This is a genomic window from Vibrio jasicida CAIM 1864 = LMG 25398, from assembly GCF_000400365.1.
GTDB classification, from domain to species: Bacteria; Pseudomonadota; Gammaproteobacteria; order Enterobacterales; family Vibrionaceae; genus Vibrio; species Vibrio jasicida.
In genome coordinates this window covers 133,755-152,279 of sequence record NZ_BAOG01000036.1, presented here as the reverse complement: position 1 = coordinate 152,279, position 18,525 = coordinate 133,755, and the positions used below count along the sequence as shown (strand labels likewise).

The 18,525-nt window shown below is 43.4% G+C and carries 17 protein-coding genes; all 17 read right to left on the bottom strand.

Annotated features, from left to right (window positions below; genetic code table 11):
• Positions 1 to 64: 64 nt before the first annotated feature.
• The 17 genes from VJL_RS10730 to malK all read right to left on the bottom strand — a co-directional run bounded on the left by VJL_RS10730 (position 65) and on the right by malK (position 17,942).
• A complete protein-coding gene (locus tag VJL_RS10730; protein ID WP_038877802.1) occupies positions 65 to 682 on the bottom strand; it encodes a glutathione S-transferase family protein in 618 nt (205 codons plus the stop codon).
• Between the two features lie 14 nt (positions 683 to 696).
• Positions 697 to 1,728, bottom strand: coding sequence for an NADPH-dependent curcumin/dihydrocurcumin reductase (gene curA, locus VJL_RS10725; protein ID WP_038877800.1), 1,032 nt, complete (start codon positions 1,726 to 1,728; stop codon positions 697 to 699).
• Between the two features lie 102 nt (positions 1,729 to 1,830).
• Complete coding sequence (locus VJL_RS10720) at positions 1,831 to 2,418, bottom strand: TetR/AcrR family transcriptional regulator (RefSeq protein ID WP_038877799.1); 588 nt, start codon at positions 2,416 to 2,418, stop codon at positions 1,831 to 1,833.
• Positions 2,419 to 2,468: 50 nt separating this feature from the next.
• Complete coding sequence (yqfB, locus tag VJL_RS10715; RefSeq protein ID WP_038867188.1) at positions 2,469 to 2,789, bottom strand: N(4)-acetylcytidine aminohydrolase; 321 nt, start codon at positions 2,787 to 2,789, stop codon at positions 2,469 to 2,471.
• A 98-nt stretch (positions 2,790 to 2,887) separates the two neighbouring features.
• Positions 2,888 to 4,288, bottom strand: a complete 1,401-nt coding sequence (locus VJL_RS10710) for a serine hydrolase domain-containing protein (RefSeq protein WP_038877796.1) — start codon at positions 4,286 to 4,288, stop codon at positions 2,888 to 2,890.
• 98 nt (positions 4,289 to 4,386) lie between these two features.
• Positions 4,387 to 4,776: a VanZ family protein gene (locus VJL_RS10705; RefSeq protein ID WP_038867193.1), complete on the bottom strand. Its 390-nt coding sequence runs from the start codon at positions 4,774 to 4,776 to the stop codon at positions 4,387 to 4,389.
• A 2-nt stretch (positions 4,777 to 4,778) separates the two neighbouring features.
• Positions 4,779 to 6,086, bottom strand: a complete 1,308-nt coding sequence (locus VJL_RS10700; RefSeq protein ID WP_038877794.1) for an oligosaccharide flippase family protein — start codon at positions 6,084 to 6,086, stop codon at positions 4,779 to 4,781.
• An 8-nt stretch (positions 6,087 to 6,094) separates the two neighbouring features.
• Positions 6,095 to 7,126, bottom strand: a complete 1,032-nt coding sequence (locus tag VJL_RS10695) for a glycosyltransferase (RefSeq protein ID WP_038877792.1) — start codon at positions 7,124 to 7,126, stop codon at positions 6,095 to 6,097.
• Positions 7,126 to 7,956 (bottom strand): putative capsular polysaccharide synthesis family protein, encoded by an 831-nt coding sequence (locus tag VJL_RS10690; RefSeq protein ID WP_038867197.1) that lies wholly within the window; start codon positions 7,954 to 7,956, stop codon positions 7,126 to 7,128. The genes VJL_RS10695 and VJL_RS10690 overlap by 1 nt, the downstream gene beginning before the upstream one ends.
• A 45-nt stretch (positions 7,957 to 8,001) precedes the next feature.
• Complete coding sequence (locus tag VJL_RS10685) at positions 8,002 to 9,261, bottom strand: O-antigen ligase family protein (protein WP_038877790.1); 1,260 nt, start codon at positions 9,259 to 9,261, stop codon at positions 8,002 to 8,004.
• Entirely contained in the window at positions 9,227 to 10,279 is a 1,053-nt protein-coding gene (locus tag VJL_RS10680) for a glycosyltransferase (RefSeq protein WP_038877788.1), read from the bottom strand. Before VJL_RS10680 ends, VJL_RS10685 begins: the two co-directional genes overlap by 35 nt.
• A gap of 2 nt (positions 10,280 to 10,281) precedes the next feature.
• The gene (locus tag VJL_RS10675; RefSeq protein ID WP_038867200.1) at positions 10,282 to 11,091 is read right to left on the bottom strand and encodes a putative capsular polysaccharide synthesis family protein; all 810 of its coding nucleotides are present in this window, start codon (positions 11,089 to 11,091) and stop codon (positions 10,282 to 10,284) included.
• On the bottom strand, positions 11,069 to 13,264 hold the full coding sequence (locus VJL_RS10670; RefSeq protein ID WP_038877786.1) for a GumC family protein: 2,196 nt from the start codon (positions 13,262 to 13,264) through the stop codon (positions 11,069 to 11,071). Before VJL_RS10670 ends, VJL_RS10675 begins: the two co-directional genes overlap by 23 nt.
• Positions 13,265 to 13,798 (bottom strand): polysaccharide biosynthesis/export family protein, encoded by a 534-nt coding sequence (locus VJL_RS10665; protein ID WP_038867203.1) that lies wholly within the window; start codon positions 13,796 to 13,798, stop codon positions 13,265 to 13,267. It abuts the gene before it with no gap.
• A 12-nt stretch (positions 13,799 to 13,810) separates the two neighbouring features.
• Positions 13,811 to 15,037, bottom strand: coding sequence for an outer membrane beta-barrel protein (locus tag VJL_RS10660; RefSeq protein ID WP_038877784.1), 1,227 nt, complete (start codon positions 15,035 to 15,037; stop codon positions 13,811 to 13,813).
• Positions 15,027 to 16,427 carry an undecaprenyl-phosphate glucose phosphotransferase gene (locus tag VJL_RS10655; RefSeq protein WP_038867206.1) on the bottom strand — a complete coding sequence of 467 codons (1,401 nt, stop codon included), beginning with the start codon at positions 16,425 to 16,427 and terminating at the stop codon, positions 15,027 to 15,029. Before VJL_RS10655 ends, VJL_RS10660 begins: the two co-directional genes overlap by 11 nt.
• A gap of 396 nt (positions 16,428 to 16,823) precedes the next feature.
• On the bottom strand, positions 16,824 to 17,942 hold the full coding sequence (malK, locus tag VJL_RS10650; RefSeq protein WP_038877782.1) for a maltose/maltodextrin ABC transporter ATP-binding protein MalK: 1,119 nt from the start codon (positions 17,940 to 17,942) through the stop codon (positions 16,824 to 16,826).
• Positions 17,943 to 18,525: the final 583 nt, after the last annotated feature.

Sequence of the window (18,525 nt, the reverse complement as noted above, 5' to 3'; positions counted from 1 at the left end):
GTCTATTTCAAAGATCCTTGAAATAGACAGAAATTCTCAACGGTTTGAGAAGGCCTCAACTCGATTAACCGAATTTCACTTCAAGTTCTTCTGCTTTAGTAAACGCAGGGTGAGTCGCGAGCTGTGCGCCATAACGTTGGATGTTTGGGAAGCGCTCAATGACGCCAAACTTGTTTAGGATATCGACGACAAAAGACATCATGAAATCCGCGCCTGTTAGCCGCTCTTCTACAAAGTAGGTTTTCCCTTCTAGGCTTTGATCAACGTAGCTCATGACTTTCATGGTTTCCGCATCGGCGTAGTCCGCAAGGAAATTGGTCTGTGCGCCATCTTTAGCTACAAACATCTTGAGCAGCAGGGGAACCATGGCTGAGCTCTCTGCAAAATGCAGCCATTGAATGTACTGTGTGTAAGCTTTGCTGCCACGCTCTGGTACAAAACGTCCATCTGCATACTTTTCAATTAAGTATTCAGTGATAGCACCAGACTCTGTAACGATCTCGTCGCCATCTTCCAATACAGGTGACTTGCCGAGTGGGTGAATGCTCTTGAGCTCAGGTGGTGCAAGGAAGGTGACGCTGTCACGAAGGTAAGGCACGATCTCATAATCCACCCCCAATTCTTCTAACAACCAAATGATGCGTTTTGAGCGAGACTGGTTTAAATGATGCAGTTTAATCATAGAAGAATCCTTTCTTATACAGGTTGATTAGTTTGAATAACAAGCTTGCCGAAGTTTTTACCTTCCAGTAGACCGATGAATGCCTCTGGCGCGTTTTCTAAACCTTCTACTAGATGTTCGCGATAGTGGATTTTGCCTTCTGCTAGCCATTGGCTTACCTCTTTGACGAAGTTTGTGTAGCTTTGCTCATAGTGGTCAAAAATGATGAAGCCTTGCATCTTGATGCGTTTAACCAGAATGTTACCCATCAGCATCGACATACGATCTGGACCTTCTGGTAATGCTGTCGCGTTGTATTGAGAAATCAAACCACAAAGTGGCACGCGAGCGCCGACATTTAGCAGAGGTAACACGGCATCAAAGACTTTACCGCCGACGTTTTCAAAGTAGACATCAATACCTTTGTCGCATGTTGCTGCTAGCTGCTCTGCAAAGTCATCTGCGGTGTGATCAAGACATTCATCAAAGCCTAGGGTCTCTTTTGCGTACTGACACTTCTCTGTGCCACCTGCGACACCGATTACACGACAACCTTTTAGCTTACCAATTTGACCAACCATAGAGCCCACCGCACCGGTTGCAGCTGCGACAACTAGGGTATCGCCAGCTTTGGGCTGACCAATTTCCAATAAACCCACATAAGCGGTAAAACCAGGCATACCAAGCACACCGAGGGCATAAGACGGATGCGTCGGCTTGCTGCCTAATTTAAACAGACCTTCGCCGTTAGATAGCGCGTAATCTTGCCAGCCTGTGTAAGCTACCACCCATTCGCCAGTTTGGAAGTCGGAGTTCTTCGATTCCACCACCTGACAAACGGTTCCGCCAACCATCACATCGTTTAGCTCTACAGGATCAGCGTAGGATTTGCCTTCATTCATACGGCCGCGCATATATGGGTCAAGAGACAGGTACACGCTACGTAAAAGCACTTCACCTTCACTCGGGGTAGGGATGGCAGCCTGTTCTAAACGGAAGTTCTCTGGGACTGGCGAACCTTTTGGACGGTTAGCCAATACGATTTGACGGTTGAGCGTTTGGGTCATGGTAAGTTCCTATATTAATTATTAGACCAGTCGTCTAGTTTTGATTCCTAAAAAATCCGCCGTACTTTTTGGGTAAAGATAAGGCGGATTAAGTGTGGTTCGTTATTTGCCTTTTAGCATACTTTGAGTGCTCTCAAAGCTACGCATTAAACCGGAACGATCCTGATACAGTTTGTTGAGTAAGCTTGCGCCAATCCATTGATGGTAAATCAAGTGGGCGGTTTGTTCTGCTGACTCAACTTGGATTGAGCCGTCTTCAATGCCCGCTTGGACACAATCTTCGATGGCTTTCACCACTTGAGTCGCACCCGAAGCCAGTTTTACGCGCATTGCTTCTGAAAGATCAGAGACTTCAGCACTCAACTTCACGACCAAGCATTTGTTGGCGTTACATTGGCCATTTTCAATCGCCATCCAGCGTTCGAAATAGTTCAAAAGGCGGTCGCAACCAGAGCCTTCACTTTCAGTAAAGTGGGCTGTGATCATCTTAAGGTAGCGAGAGAAGTAATCTTCAATCAATGCCTCACCAAATTGCTCTTTCGACTTAAAGTAATGGTAGAAAGAGCCTTTCGGCACATCCGCTGCCTTTAAAAGTTCTGAGAGCCCAACGCTCGTAAAACCTTTGGTCACTACCAATTGGTAGCCGACATCGAGAATGTGTTGACGTGTATCGTTCGTTTTTGCGTTCATGAGCAATACTATAAAAGCGATTAGACCAGTCGTCTAGTAAATTGTGGTTCTTACTTGATCAGTTCGTATTCAATCACATACAGCTCATCGATATTCGGATAGATCTCGCGAATAAGCTCTTTCAGTTTTGGCAGTTCAATCGCTTCTTGTTCTGCGTGGAACTCGTTGATGTCATCAAACTTCAGTGGTGCCACTGATAGGATTTTGATGTCACACACCTTGCGGTCTGTTTCTAGGGTGAACACTTCCACTTCAGTGTTTGGCACGTAGTGGCTTTCTGATTCATCACGAATCGTGATTGTCTTTTTACCCGCAGTGATAAGTGGTGTTAGGAATTCAAAGAAGGTGATTTTAGTTGGATGTGAAGGCATAACCGATGCTCATATTAATGTAATAGGGCGAGAGTATATCTCGCCCTCTAAGAAAAATATCCAAAAAAGTGCTAACCGAGGAAACCTGCGATGAGTCGCTATTTCGAGGAGCGCAGTCGGTAGTAGGTCTCAGTATGATTGCCACTTTTCGCTTTAACGTTATTGGTCTTTCCCTGTTCATTTTTGACAGGGCTGAAGGTTAAAATGATGCCGAAAGCTTTGTTCTCGAACTCGTTTTCCGTCATTGGAATGAAAGTAAATGAAGGTTGACCTACCATCTGAGCTTTTAATGCCCCATCATCAATGAACACCTCTACTACCTTTTTGCCATCCAAGGCTTTGTATGTTCCAGTGAAGGCCTTAAGTTGCCCTTCATTCATTGTCATGTTTGGGCGGTCATAATCTGGCAATTCAACCTTCTCATCAAAGTACAAACCGACAATATTTCTCACAATGTCGTCATAAGTTTCATGAAGTCCGTTGATTGAGATGACTATCGCAACATCTTGTTTGGGGAAGTACAACATTGACGAGCGATAACCTTCCAAGATGCCATCGTGTCCATAGCGTTCCAGTTGCGAGTATTCAGGGCTGTAAATACCAAAATACTCCTTCGTCATCATTTGCACTGCTTCTTTCGGGAGCAACTCACCTTGGAACAGTGCCCGAATAAACCGAGAAACATCGAGTGTTGTTGACGTAATGATCGCCGCTGCACCTGCTACGGTTGGCGACCAGTGCGGTGTGACTGCAACCCATGCGTTGTTCCAGTAATAGAACGAAGTAATGTGAATATCGCACGCCTTGAGATCAAGGCAATACTGAGTGTGCGTTAAGTTCAATGGTTGCGTGATTTGAGCGCGGAGTACCTCGTCAAAGCTCTTTCCCGTCACTTTTTCAATGATATAGCCTAGCAAAAGGTAATTTGCGTTTGAGTATTCATATTGACTGCCTGGTGGAAAGTTAGAGGGTAGCGCTGCCAACCTCGCAATCATTTGTGCTTGCGTTTGAGGCTTTGCGTAGTAACTCAGAAAGTCGGGTTCATCAATAAAGTTCACCAACCCAGAGCGGTGTTGGAGCAAATCTCTGATGCTGATGTTCTCAGCGTTGCTAATCTCAGGAAAGAAGTCGTTCAGTTTGGTGTTCAAACTAAGCTTATTTGCTTCAATTAACTGCATCACCATGGTAGCCGTCATGGTTTTGGAGATAGATGCCACTTTGTATGGGCTTGAGCTGTCTGCAGGAACATAACCACGGCTGGCTAATAAACCAACTTTACGGTTTGAGTAACCAGTTTGTTTGTCCAACATCACGTTACCTTTATCCAAAATAGTGAAGCTGCCCATGGCTTTGTTGTATGTGAAGAGATCGTCGATATAACTGTTGATGACGGTGAGTTTGTCTTCCTGTGCTTGTACTTGTGTTAGGCACAAGAGCGCAGCAACTAAGGCAATAGCGGATTTGAATGCAATTCGAGAAAGTGTTCTTTTTAAAATCAAGGCGCTGTACAGAATGGAGAAAGGATAGAGAGAGTATAACGCCTGTGGAGGACAGGCGTGAAGTTTGTCATTTTAGAGTGATGAATAGGCCTAAAAAGCTAATGATTAGCAAAGAGCTTTATAAACTTGGCACAGAAATAGCCCAAGATAATACCTATCCAGTTAGTACTAAGATCTTCAAAACCGAATGAACGAGTGGCGATAAACAACTGGCTGAGCTCTTCTAACGATACAATGCAAAGCAATAATATAAGAAGGCGGATGCCAAACATGTCCGCTTTTGTTGCGCTTACCCATTTAGGGAAATTAAATACGGCGAGAAATCCGATTAAAAGACTGAACGTAAAGTGTAATGTACTGGAGCCGCCCACATAGCTCTCCAGTTCTTGATAAACGCTGTGGTCTATATCTGAGCTTTTCCAAAGTGATAAAGACACCGTCAACAACAGTACCGCAGCGAAGCTTAGTCGAGCAATTGTATTGGTCATATTTACCCCACAGGAAAGAAGCCTAGATGACGTTTAACAAAATAAAGAGCCGCCAAGTTTTGAATGGCTAACCCTATCGCCATAGCCCATGCAGCCCCCAGAACGCCGTAACCGTTTGAAAGTAAAATCAGTAGCGCAATGGAAATAACACCAGAGACAATGGTGATGTATTTCATGGTCTTTTCATGGCCGCTCATTAACAGTAAGAAACCAACGGAACCCGTCGCGACATTAATCAATTGCCCCAGAGATAAGGCCAATAATAGAGGTGCAGCAGCAATAAACTCTTTACCAAACAGTTGCATGATGAATTCAGGGAATAACACACAAATGATGACGGGGAGAATCGCAGCCCCAATGTTTGCTCGACATGCAAGGCGGCTTAGATTGCGTAGTCGGTCCATTTTGCCCTCTTTGTAGAGTGAGGCAAACATAGGCGCAACAACAAAGTTGATGGTGACAAGAACAAAGCCAATCAACAATGAGGTTCTTTGTGCTGCTGCAAGTAAACCGAGATCTGACGTCGAAATAAAAAAGCCCGCAATGACGAGGCTTCCCCACTGAACGAGGTTAGTGAAAATACTGCCAACCCAAACTTGATTTGCTGAATAGGTAAGTTCCGGATTATGTTTGGTACTTCCGTGTTGGTATTCACCTGAGCGAAGCCATTTTAATGTTGAATGGATAGCGACTACGGTGGTAGCGACTAAAAACAACACCATTAGCACGTCGGTACTGATTGGATAAACGTCTTTGGCAAAGATAATCAAAGCCACCATTAGAAAGCTTACGCCAAGCTGCAATGCAATCAGAGAAGTAATGACTTTTCTTGATGCTTGTAGGACGCGACTGTTGGTTTGGCCAATAACGAGAAGAGGAATCGCAATAATGGCAAGCGCTAAAGAGAAATTCGAGGCTTGAGTCGTATTGAGTTGTTCAGGAAATGTTGTAAAGGCTAGATATAGCAAAGAACAAACGGCGACACAAAAGAGCAAGCTGCGGGCAAGTGCGATTCGGTAATTGTTACTCTGCTCGTGACGGTTTTGATTTTTAAATGCGATTGCGTTGAATTTTACTAACGAAATATTAAAACCGAGCTGAGCAATGATTGCGACTAATGAGACAAGGTTAAACAGATAAAAAAACTGACCCGCTGTGGTCGTGTTTGAATATCTTGAAACCACGAGGGTCAACAAGAAAGCGAAGAAAGCAGCGAGGGCTTTCACTATCGCCGTTGCAGCACCAAGTGAGAAAAATTGCTTTTTGTCACTTGGCAAGTTTTGAAGTTTTTGATTAATCGATTGAAGCATAAAAAACCTTAGCTGTAGATACTGTTTAGCGCTAAGCGTTGCTTCTCTTCACTGAACGCTTCATTTAAACCGACCGTGTACTGGTTGAAGTCAATGTCATGGTAATGATTAATGCAGTGTGTCAGCTGCTTCGCCATGTCTTGAGGGGTTTGTGCTAAGAATGGATAATTAAGATCTTTAGTAGCACCGATTGATCGAATGACCATAGGTAGGTGTAATTTTGCCGCTTCCAAAATGGTCAAAGGCATGCCTTCCCAAGCAGCGGTATGCAGATACATATCTGAACTTTTCAGCAAGTTGACCACTTCATTTCGTGGAATCATTCCAGTGACCGTTATACCTATCTCACGTAGTTGATCTTCGAGCTCAATATCACCACCACCAATCCAAGTGATGTCGAACTCTCGGTTTAGATGGTTTGGTTCTAGGGAGGCGAGAGTTTCAATCAAAAACTGAGGGTCTTTTTGAGGTGCAACACGACCGAGCACAACAAGTTTTAGCTTGTCTTTTTGTGGGCTTCTAGCGCGTGTTTCACTGTTATAAGTGACGTAGTTATTCAGTAGTTCCGCACGTTTAGCTCCGATACTTACTGCGAGGTCGCATTCTCTTTGACTGCAACCTGCTACAACATCGATCTTATTGAGTGATATTTTTTCTAACGTTTTGTAGAGGTTGCGGGAAAAATTTGAAATATCTTCACGTTCAAATGCATAGCAATGTGGCGTGTAGACTAGACGAGAACGACCAAGTTTCAAGAATCGTCCGAGGAAGCCGGCTTTGCTTGAATGCAAATGAACAATGTCTGGCTTTAATTCAGCAATAAGCGCATTGGCGTCTTTCATAAACTGCCATAAGCCACCTTCAACCCACTTTGTTTGCTTGAATACGTGATTACTGGATTCATTAGTCATGTCGTTTGAGCGTGCACGAGCAAGTAAGGAGTGTTCGTAAGGCTCGGTGCGGGAGGAATGTACATAACTGTATAGCGCTGTTTGAACACCACCACCGAACGCTTCAGTAATATGTAGTACTTTTTTCATTATGACTTTGTCCCTGGTGTTTGCTTCCATTTATTTTTGAATGCTTCGCGCTCTTGCTCAGAGTAAACGTGGCGGTATAAAGGGAGGTCATACATATAGAAAAGCTTTGAGAAATCGTAACGTTCTTTAAAGTATTGGTGGATATTGGAGTACCATTTGTTTTTTGCTTCGTTGCTGTTTTTAAGCACGAATTTGTCAAGCTGAAGAAACTCACCGATTTCTTGGTCTAGAGAGCTAAGTTGCTCACATTTGATCAGAATGACACTCGCTTTCTCATTGTCGAATGTATAGAACGGTTTCGTGTTATCAATATCTTGACGTAAAACATCAATATTGAAATTGCGCTTCAGTTCGTTATCAAACCAGTTAGCAAAGTAGTTAAGATTGATGTAGTTATCGAAACAATGTTCGATGTGCTTATACGTAACATCCATATCACGATGGATGGCATCATTTTTCTTTCCTTCAATAAATTGGAGGTGTAAGTCTTGGAAAAAACGAGAAAATACTGTCGCGATAGGATCTCGAACTAGCGTAACGATCTTAATATGTTCACGCTTTTGTAGAATGCGCTTACGCTTGTTGAGTACTAGGCGGTACATGGTGCGGTTCTTAAAATCAAAGAACTTACTTACGTCCTTTTTGTTGTGATACATGTGGAATTCTTCATGATCATCAAAAGTATGAATGTGGTAACTCGGGATTTTTCGTTCACCTAACGTGTGTTCAATTGAGGACGAACCTACTTTGCCCATTTGATAAACCAACACAAAATTGTCTGCTTGAAGTTCTCGGTTTTTTTCAAATTGTCGAGAGATTGAATATTTCATTTATCCTATCCTTGATAACTTTAAATTCGTTGTTCCGCGGTGTGATTAGTTGTTGGTTATAGGCGGAATCGGTAATTCAGTTTGATCGTTATGATCAGGTTGTTTAAGAGGTTCTATCTGACGACTATAATGCCGTTTTTTACTGATCATGACGGGTAGTAAAAGTATTAAAATGATGGTGGTATTCACCGCTACGAAAAAAACCATCACCAGAGCGTAAATAGAAAGCAATAAGCTTTTTCTGTTTACTTTCAATGCCTTGAAGCATTGCTTCATAAAGTGGAAGTAACCACCAAATAGTAAGACAATGCCGAGTAAGCCATACTCTATTGAAGTGTCGAGAATGAAATTGTGGGTATAAATAGCCAACTCGTCGTAGTTGAAATAATGAATCATATAATGAGGCAGCATCTTTGCTCCGACGCCCAAAATAGGATGCTCAAGTAAGATGTCGAGGCCGTTTGCCAACAGTAATTTACGGTGTAAATTGGAAACCCAGCGAGCCTCACTTTGGTTGGCGAACAGAATGTCCTCTTGGGTTATTTCAAGCTTATCCGCCAATTGTTCAAACCCAAAATAGAGTGCGGCGGATATCGTCGCTAAGATAATCAAAGTGCTAACGAGTAACACCGTCCATGCATACGTTTCGTTGAGGGTTTGACGGATTAATCGTTTAATAAAAAGCTGGTCGATGAAGACTAACAAACAGAAACCTAGCAGTGCTTTCCTTTCTTGCGACATGAGCAGTAGAGCAAACGCAAGCAGCATTAAAACAGGGAAAGCTTTGATTCGTGCTCGATATAAATAGAGAAGGGAGCAAAGAACACCAAAAGCGTATTTACTGACGCCAAGAAGCTTAAAACCGCTGTGGTAACCTTGCGCAAAGTGCCACGCTGCGACGAGAGCGCAAATGATCAGCAAGCAATAGGTGAAGTACACCATCACTCGTTCATCGCTAAATACACCATAGGCGTATAACACCCCCAATAAACTGAGTATTGCAACCCATTGAACGGTCTCTGTGATTAAGGAGAAGATAGGTACGCGATTCAGCATGCCATTAACAAACACGTAGCTGGTAAATAACAGCAAGAATCCAATTCCTGGGTGGAACAACTGATGCGCTTTTCCTTCAAGGACAACCAGTGCAGCAAACCCCAGCGACAGCAAGCTCGCAATATCTGATGGTGCTAAAGTAACCCCTCCAAATCCAACCTTTATCGGCACGAAGAATAGAGCTAGGGCAATCGCAGCAAGCAGCGACACACGGTTACTTGCTGGTGCAGAGTTGCTGGTAAAGACCATAGTAACCATCTCGGAATTTATCGATTGTGTATAGCTTGGCTCGATTCACGGAATATTCACTGGCGTGGTCGTAGAGTCCGGTCGTGTTGCATAGTTGAGCGATCTTTTCTGCTAATTGCTCTGACGCACCGACAGTGAACAAATATTCCTTGTTACCCATGACCTCATCCAGCCCGGGTACATCAGAAGAAAGTACAGGCAAACCTGCCGCCATCGCTTCGACCGCAGCAAGACCAAAGCCTTCAACATGTGATGACTGGACATAAACGTCCATATTAGAAAGAAAGGCGGGGATATCAGAAACTACGCCATGAAAATGAACACGCTCTACAATATTGAGTTGTTGGCACAACGACTCTAATTCATGTCGCTTTGCTCCATCGCCAGCAAGGTGTAGCTCATAATTGTGAGGCAATAGTGCAACAGAACGGATAAGCGTTTCATGATCCTTATGTTCATGCAGTCGGCCAACCATACCGATGTTAATCACGCTTTTCTGAGCAAGTTGGCTCTCAGTTTTCACCTTCATCGGGAAGCGTTCAAGGTCTACTCCGTTGTGAACCACACGATATTTGTGTTGATAATGAGGCATAAACTTAACCAACTCTTCTTGCACTTTTTCACTGATGCTGACAGTCAGGTCATGGCCTCTATAAAGGATGTATTCTAAGAATTTAAATAGTGGGTAGTCGCGACGACGATTGTAAGAGCAGTGTTCGGTTTGAATACGTTTTTTTCCAAACGCCAATAAAGCAAGGTAGATTGAGGGGTAAAGATGGCCGTGCACTAAATCTGGCCAACGCAATACCGACCACCTTTCTTTAAGGGAGAGTGCTTGCCAGTTGAAGCAAACGACTCCTTGTGCGGAAAGTTGATCCAAATAGTCGTTGTCATCGCATAATACTAGGACTTTGATTTCATACTCTGGCCCGTGTTCCATGACGAGATCGACGAGAAACTTTTGTGCACCACCATTCTTGGATAGGTCATTGATAATGTGTAGTATTTTTGTTGTCATGGTTAAGCCGTTAAGTATTTTTTCTTCAACGTTTCGATTTCTGGTGCGGTAAAGAAATGTTGTGTTAACTTGGAGGACAGCATTTCTTCGACGAATTCAGGTTTGGGTTGGTATGAGCTTTTAAACTCTTTAATCAACGGTGAATACCATTTATTGTCGGCCTGATTTTCATGCACAACTTCTACGTCTTGTTGCAAAAACTCGCTGATCGCTTGTTGCGATTGATCCAGCTTGTCGATGCGAACCACCATGAGTGAAAAATTACGATTTTGATAAGTCTGGTAACCAAGTTGGTGATCAAATGGTTGAACAAAAACATCAATGCCTGTCAGTGCTTTGATTTCATTATCGAACCACTCAAGAGGATATTGGTGATTAACATGCTCTTCGAATGCTTCATGAAGTAGCTGAGGACGCTCAGAGCGTACCGCGCTGTCATCTTTGAGGTACTTGTCTGCCATCCAAAACGGTAACGACTGAAAAAACATCGAGACGTTTCGTCCAACGGGTTCACGAACTAAGGAAATAATACGAACCTGTTCCTTACGTTTGAGCATATTGCACATGACGGCTCGTTTTAATGTGCGTTTAACAAGGTTAGTGACGGGCTTATGGAGTTGTGCCCGCACGGGTGAAATCTGCTTTCCTGCTTCAATTGACATCAAATCATGCAAATGAAGCGAGTTTGGAATGGATTTTTCTAGTGCGCTCGAACCTACTTTGCCCATCTGATAAATAAGGATCGGTTTTTCTTGGCTTTTAAGAATCTGATACCACTGCATAGAATGATTAGTAGGCGTATTTTTGGACATAAAGCGCTTCTCCTTCCTTAGATTTCGCCTGAGTGATAAGAACACCAAGAGATGGTATCGAGTGTTGAATTTGCTTGGATAACGCTATATTAACCAGTGATGCTTTAGTGGATTCTGAACGGATAACCGTGATCAGACCGTTAGCTTGTTGACCTAGGATTAAGGCGTCACTAACAGACAGCAATGGTGGCGTATCAATAATGATGCGATCGTATTTGTCCTTTAGATGGCTCAACAATTTATCGAAGCGGTCTGATGCCAGTAACTCCTGTGGGTTTGGTGGAATGATCCCTGCCGGCAGTACATCTAAATTCGCTTCTTCATTCCGTACAATGCAATCTCTCAAAGGGGTGTCCATAGTCAGGATGTTTGTGAGGCCAGGATTTGACTCTGGAATATTGAATCGTTTTGCTAGTGATGGTCTGCGCAAGTCACAATCAATAAGCAGTACTCTCTCCATCGTTGAAAAGGATACGGCCATATTGATGCTGGTGGATGTCTTACCCTCTTCTGGTATTGCAGAGGTGAAAGGCAGTACTTTCTGATTGGTATTCGTAAGCCTTAGCAACAAGGATGTTCTTACCGAGCGGCAAGCTTCACTAAACAGTTTTTCATCTTGGTCTAAATAAGCCGAGTAGGTAACGCCTCCTTGTCTGAGGTTACGTTTTTTGACCTTTGGAATGGTACCAAGGCACGTGACGCCAAGTTTATCTTGAACATCAGATGAAGTTCGAATGACTTCGCGAAGTGTTTCTAAAAGAATCACAAGCGCGCAAGCAATTGCAAACCCGAAGAAAGTAGCGATTAGAACCAACTTCATGCGCTGTGGGGCGATAGGGAAGAGTGGCACAATCGCTGGGTCAGTAAATCGCGCAGTGACATTTTTGTAATCGCTTGTCGCGTTCGTTTCTTTTTCACGATTCAAAAACGCTTCGTAAAGATCTTTGTTGGATTCCACTTCTCGCTTGAGTTGCTCGTAACGTGCTTTTTGAGATCCAAGCATTTGGAAGTCTGACTTTTTACGATCCAATTCAGCTCGTAAAAGATCTTCTTGTGACTTTGCTGCGAGCAAGTCTTGCTGCTTACTAAAAGAAATTTCACGTATCAGTCGCTGCGTTCTTGCTTGGATAGATGTCAACTGCGCCTGAGCTTGAATCATACGATCATGTTTCGGGCCGTAGCGTTGTGATAATTCCGATACGCTTTTCGCCGCTTGTGCTTCAGATAGTTTTAAATCGCGTATTTGCGCTTGGTTGGCAAACTCATCAATAGATAACAAGCTATCCAAATCCTGTGAGGACTTTCGCTTAAGGAGCTCAATTAATGTTTGTGCTTCTATTCGGTTGTTGACAGCAGTGTTGAGTTTTCGGTTGAGTTCTTCCAGTTCGTTAGCATAGATGTCATCGATGCCATTAATGTCGATTAGCCCTTCTTGCATCAAGAATTCTTGCAGAGCCTGCTCTGAGGTTCTAAGGCGTTCTTCTAACTTCTGCGAGTTATTGGTTAACCATGTTGCCGCATTTTGCGTGACAACCAGTTTAGCTTCGAAATTTGCATCGATGTAAGCCTGACCGACAGCGTTTGCAACGGTGGTTGCAAGTTGAGGGTCGGTGGAGCGAAAACGAATCTTCACCAATTGGGTATTGCGAACGGGCTCAATCTCAAGCTTTCTTTTAAAAGTTTGTAGCGCTTGATAGTACGGTTTGCTGTGTTGGGATGTTTCCTTGGGGTTTGGTGCGACGTGCAGTAAATCCTGTACAAAAGGAATCGCTTTTATTTCATCAATTTTCTGCTTGATACCGCTAGCACTGGTGAATTCTGGGTGCTTAGTTAGGTTGAGTTGAGTGATGACTTTATCGGCGATGTGGTTGGATTTCAGTATCGCGATTTGAGTTTGGAAGTACTCTTTCTTTGTGGTATCAACCCCATACACTTCTTCGATCGAGAGGGCGCTTTTTTGCTCTTCTTGGATGAGTAGGGTTGCCGTTGCTTGGTATACCGACTTCTTTGAATAGATATACCAAGTGCAGGTGAGAGAAAAGATAATGGTAAAAGCAAGAATACTTAACCAGTTCTTTTTCAGGGTTCTGAAGTGGTGCCCGAACCGAATTAGCTCAACGTGATTCGAAGGGATATGATTTGCTTGAGTTCCGTTCATTGAATTGCCTGTCATTTAGAAGAAGCTCTGATCGATAAATACAATGTCACCAGGTTCAACAGAACGTTGCATGCTGACACTTTCCACGGTTTTACCCGTATTGTGTTGAGTAAGGTTGATGCCTTTACGGGAAGCTCTATCCGTTAACCCACCTGCGAGTGCTATCGCTTTTTCGATGGTCAATCCTGGTTGATATTCAAAGCCCCCAGGTTTTCTCACTTCACCGTTGACATAAAACAATCGGAAACTGTTGATGGTGACCATCACCTTTGGATTAATGAGGTAATCTCCCTTTAACCCAGTCTCGATTTCATACTTCAGTTGTTTTGGTGTTTTGTTGATTGCTTTAATACGCCCAAGGTATGGGTAATCAAAGTAGCCATCTGACGTGATAAGGATATTTTTAATGGTGAGGTCTTCTTCGCCATACACTTGGACTGAAATCGTGTCGCCAGTATCTAATTGGTAATCCTGTTCGTTAGCAGCCGAAAACGTCGGAGCACTGAACAAGGTGAGTACGAAACTCAACAAAGTGGTTAAAAGTTTCATTAACGTTCCTTGTTATAAAGAAAATCGAGCGTTAAGAGCCCAAATGTTTTGATCAAAGCTATAATTCTGCCAATTGGAATTCTTGTCCTGATATCGCCAGTCAGCTTGAAGTAAAACCCACCGCTTTATGTGGTAATCGAGTCCCGCAGAGAGGGCGTAGCGATCTTCATTTCGAGTGATACCGGTATAGTCATCTTGTTGGTACAAAGCCCCTAATCGTGTTGTTAGGTAACTGTTCCAATCGTGTTTTATATCTAATATGTAGCGTGTTTGAAGGTTGTAATCGCCGTCTTGGTCAGGGCTAACTGCCGCTTGGGTGGTTTTGACCGTAAACAGGGTTTGCTCTTGTGGGAGCCACTCCAAACCAATGTCCCAACTCAATCCGTCAAAGGTTTCTCGCTCATCGCTGTCGAAGCTCTTCACCTGATAGCCCAAGCGGGCTATGCCCTTAGTTTTACCTGTTACTTCCCACTGAGCTCCGGTGTAATAGAAGCCAGAATAGTTGTCTTTTGAAGGTGAGGAAGGGTTGTCTGACAGGTAGTCTGTGTTCGCTTGTTGAGTGCCTACTAGCCAATAAGTTCGCGGTGTTGCACGTAGATAAAATTCTAAATGGGCATTTGGTGAACGAAAGTCGTTGTACTTCGTCTTTGAGCTTCGCTTTCCGGGTAAGCCTTCACGGTAGTTTTGGTAAGTTTTGTCTCGATATCCAATGCCAGCTTCGAACCTTCCTTTTGAACCCTCAGAACCAAATACATAGTTTGTTCTCAGGTCATTGCGATGAAATTCAACAGGATCAATCAGCAAGGAGCCTTGACCCTCAGTGAAGTCCTCACCTTTTTCTTCATGTTGAGCTCGAAATTGATAATCGATAACAAGATGATTGCGACGATTGAACTCAAAGAAATTAGTAAACTGAAAGGTGTGGTCATCGTAGTCATTCTGATCATCAGAAGAAAACCCAGCACTCAGCTTATAGAGTAGGTTTGCTCGGTATTGATTACGCTCTATTTTGGCCAGCAAAGCAGGTTCTACGCCCCATATGTTGACTGATTCTATGTTCTCACCACTATCGGCTTTGTTGATGTTGTCATTACCTTCGTAAAACAAACCAACGGTAGGAATAAGCTCAATACCGGAGTCTGTTTTGTAGGCCATCGGTTCAGCCGATGCAGCTGCCGAAATGAGGGTAACAGCTGCGATGACAGGAGCTTTCTTTATTGGGATGAATTTAATACGCATTGGAACCTGTAAACCCTTTGAAAATGGTTAAGAAAATGATTTTGAGATCCATCCATACTGACCAGTGGTGGATGTAGTCCAAATCGAATTCAACGCGCTTTTCCATTTTATCTAGAGTGTCTGTTTCACCTCGATAACCATTAATTTGAGCCCAGCCGGTAATACCTGGCTTTACCTTATGTCTCAGCATGTAGCGATCGACAATCTGGCGATACTCTTCGTTGTGTGACACCGCGTGTGGACGAGGTCCGACAATTGACATCGTACCTTGAAGAACATTGATAAATTGAGGAAGTTCGTCGAGAGAAGTTCGACGAAGGAATCCACCGAAAGGCGTAATACGAGGGTCGTTTTTAGTGGCTTGTTTTACATCGTTGCCTTGTTCCATCGTTGTCATTGAACGGAACTTCCAAACTGCAATCTTTCGACCATCCAACCCGTAACGGAACTGTTTAAAGATGATTGGGCCTTTTGAAGTCAGCTTAATCCCGACTGAAATGGCGAGCAGTACTGGAGAAATTAGAAGCAATATAATGCTAGAGAGAACAATATCTTCTAGGCGTTTAATCCAAGATGAAATCCCTGCGAAGGGGGTATCAAAAACGCTTAGAGTTTGTACTTGGCCGATTTGATCCCAACGTGAGTGCAACAGGTTATAAGTGAAGAAATCAGGGATGAGATAAGTATTAGCTGTCGTATCAGAAAACTGATTGAGGAATAGCGCGATACGCTCGTTTGCATGCATTGGCATTGCGATATAGACGTAATCGACCTCACCACGTTTCGCTCGTTCCAGCGCTAAACTTACGTTGCCTTTGATTGGGTAGTCTGACGTAGGTAATCGGTCCTTTGAGCGTTCGTCGTAGAAACCATCGAACAGCACACCATGTTCAGAGTGGTTTTCTAGTTCATTCGCCAAAGTTAAACCATGTTGGGTTTGTCCAATGATGATTGCTGTTCTGGTGTTGTAGCCTAGTTTGCGCATGTAGGCTAAAGCGACGCGAAACACGCTTCGCCAAGATAAAAGGAGGATAGGTGTAAGCAGGAACCAAACGACTAATAGATTTTTATCAAATAGTTGATGAACTTGAGAGAAGTACAAAACCATAAAGAGGAAAGTACAGGTAACGAGCCAAGATATGCACGTGATAGAGATTTGCTCTTTGAACGAGCTTGTACGCCATGAGCGATATAACTTGCCGCTTTCAGCCATGATCAGAAATGAGATGCTACCGACGAATGATAAGATTACGTAGTCTTTCTCAATAGAGGTGTTAACGTCATTCATTACGAGTAGCAGCATAAATGACACAATGACAACGAGATCAATCAGGCGGTATAGAAAAGCAAACTCCACCTCATGCGAACGAATAAGTCCTTTGTGTTTCATAACTTAAGTTTCCCTTTAGACACGCTACCGCCATTGAGTGTCGTTCTCAATATCCGTGTCGTTAACGCTTTATATTGTTAAGGCTTGTGTAATAGATTGGGCTAGAGCCCTTATATATCCGAAACAAGTTTAAAAATTTGCACTGTTTGGGTAAGTGGAAATAAGAATGAAATTTAGACCTTAGGCTAATATTTACAGGTTAGGAAAAACGTAATACTTACTGGGGGTTGGTGGGTAAAAGTACTAATCAGGGAGTAAGATAAGGTAACTAATGTTTGACGATGAACATTGTCTATTGGATTAATTTTTAAGGTGAGAAATTAATACGATAGTTTTGAAATAAAAAAATCCCTCTCGAATGAGAGGGATTGTTAGCAAGCAAAGGTGAAAGAGATTTTATTCTAAGTCTACGCCATTTTCTTTATGTAGGCGACGACACGCACGACCATCACTGTGGAACAAGTGGCATCGATGCGCTGGGATACCGATTTCAAGCTTGTCACCCGTATCAACTGGTAACGTGTCTGGCTGGCGGTAGATAACATCTGCGTCAGCACCTTCAAGGTTCAAGTAAACTTGAGTCTCATTACCAAGTTTTTCAACAATCATCACTTCGCCGTGAATCGCTGCATCAGCTTCTGTTGCTTCAATGAGGTGCTCTGGACGAATACCTAGTGACATACGGTCACCGCGGTTAACTGTTGTGCCGTCGACTGGAATCCAGAACGACACACCATTAGAAAGTTGTACTTTTACGCGCTCTGCTTCGGCTTCTTCAATGAATACACTCATGAAGTTCATTTTTGGTGAGCCGATGAAGCCAGCGACAAAGCGGTTTTGTGGGTAGTGGTAAAGCTCCAGAGGTTTACCAACCTGAGAAACGTAACCGCCATCAAGAACCACGATTTTATCTGCCATTGTCATTGCTTCTACCTGATCGTGTGTTACGTAGATCATGGTACAGCCTAGTTGGCGTTGTAGCTTAGTGATTTGCGCACGCATGTTTACACGAAGCGCAGCGTCTAGGTTTGATAGTGGCTCATCAAGAAGGAATACGTTTGGCTGAGAAACAAGTGTACGGCCGATGGCGACACGTTGACGTTGACCACCAGATAGTGCTTTTGGTTGACGCTCCAACAAGTGACCCAGCTGAAGGATTTCCGCTGCGTGCTCAACACGCTTATCGATTTCCGCTTTGTCCGCTTTTGCCAGCTTAAGACCAAACGACATGTTGTCGTATAGATTTAGGTGTGGGTAAAGAGCGTAAGACTGGAATACCATACCAACACCACGTTTGGATGGTTCTACGTCGTTCATGCGCTCGTCACCAATATACAAATCACCTGATGTAATGTCTTCAAGACCGGCAATACAACGTAGAAGGGTAGATTTACCACACCCTGATGGACCAACGAAAACCACGAATTCGCCTTCGTGGATTTCTAGATCTACGTTTTTAGAAATCAGTACGTCGCCATACGCTTTACAAACATTTTTTAACGTGACACTCGCCATGTAGCTCGTCCTCGATCAATTTTTATTTTTCACCGCTCATCATTATATGAATTTTCTAGCGAGCAGTAACAGTAGGAATCGGTAAGTTATTGGGGTTGGTAAGAAAAACAGGGTAACGCTCCAAAATGTCCTGAACAGGAGCGTTACCCACCATAGCCAAATACGAGTTTCTCTCCCCCACATTATTCGTGTTGTCTCCCCCGTGAAATAATTACCACAAACAACACCAATAATGACAATTCCGCTCGTATGGCAATGCAAAACCAGCAAATCTTTTAACCTATAGGGTAGGTACTGCTGGGAAAGGGTTCTTACCATCCACTCTTGGATGACTGCAGTTTCTAAGATTGTGCTTATTGCTACATCCTCCTAGTGGAAATAATTGTAGGGGGAGTAGGCGGGGAGGAGGCAAAAAGGAGGAGTAGAGGGAGAGTTGGGCTGAAATCACATTATTGCGTGACCTAAAGTTGAAACCGATCACAGGAAGTATTCATTTTGTGATTTGAGTCTCTAACCCTTGGCGATTCAGATCACGAAAATACGTCATAATTGCAAGGGCGTAGGGATTAGGAGGATGAGACAT

What these genes read in the sequence shown, in the direction of transcription:
- VJL_RS10730 (WP_038877802.1), bottom strand. Translation starts at nt 682, where the DNA reads ATGATTAAACTGCATCATTTAAACCAGTCTCGCTCAAAACGCATCATT.
- curA (WP_038877800.1), bottom strand. Translation starts at nt 1,728, where the DNA reads ATGACCCAAACGCTCAACCGTCAAATCGTATTGGCTAACCGTCCAAAA.
- VJL_RS10720 (WP_038877799.1), bottom strand. Translation starts at nt 2,418, where the DNA reads ATGAACGCAAAAACGAACGATACACGTCAACACATTCTCGATGTCGGC.
- yqfB (WP_038867188.1), bottom strand. Translation starts at nt 2,789, where the DNA reads ATGCCTTCACATCCAACTAAAATCACCTTCTTTGAATTCCTAACACCA.
- VJL_RS10705 (WP_038867193.1), bottom strand. Translation starts at nt 4,776, where the DNA reads ATGACCAATACAATTGCTCGACTAAGCTTCGCTGCGGTACTGTTGTTG.
- VJL_RS10700 (WP_038877794.1), bottom strand. Translation starts at nt 6,086, where the DNA reads ATGCTTCAATCGATTAATCAAAAACTTCAAAACTTGCCAAGTGACAAA.
- VJL_RS10695 (WP_038877792.1), bottom strand. Translation starts at nt 7,126, where the DNA reads ATGAAAAAAGTACTACATATTACTGAAGCGTTCGGTGGTGGTGTTCAA.
- VJL_RS10690 (WP_038867197.1), bottom strand. Translation starts at nt 7,956, where the DNA reads ATGAAATATTCAATCTCTCGACAATTTGAAAAAAACCGAGAACTTCAA.
- VJL_RS10685 (WP_038877790.1), bottom strand. Translation starts at nt 9,261, where the DNA reads ATGGTCTTTACCAGCAACTCTGCACCAGCAAGTAACCGTGTGTCGCTG.
- VJL_RS10680 (WP_038877788.1), bottom strand. Translation starts at nt 10,279, where the DNA reads ATGACAACAAAAATACTACACATTATCAATGACCTATCCAAGAATGGT.
- VJL_RS10675 (WP_038867200.1), bottom strand. Translation starts at nt 11,091, where the DNA reads ATGTCCAAAAATACGCCTACTAATCATTCTATGCAGTGGTATCAGATT.
- VJL_RS10670 (WP_038877786.1), bottom strand. Translation starts at nt 13,264, where the DNA reads ATGACAGGCAATTCAATGAACGGAACTCAAGCAAATCATATCCCTTCG.
- VJL_RS10665 (WP_038867203.1), bottom strand. Translation starts at nt 13,798, where the DNA reads ATGAAACTTTTAACCACTTTGTTGAGTTTCGTACTCACCTTGTTCAGT.
- VJL_RS10660 (WP_038877784.1), bottom strand. Translation starts at nt 15,037, where the DNA reads ATGCGTATTAAATTCATCCCAATAAAGAAAGCTCCTGTCATCGCAGCT.
- VJL_RS10655 (WP_038867206.1), bottom strand. Translation starts at nt 16,427, where the DNA reads ATGAAACACAAAGGACTTATTCGTTCGCATGAGGTGGAGTTTGCTTTT.
- malK (WP_038877782.1), bottom strand. Translation starts at nt 17,942, where the DNA reads ATGGCGAGTGTCACGTTAAAAAATGTTTGTAAAGCGTATGGCGACGTA.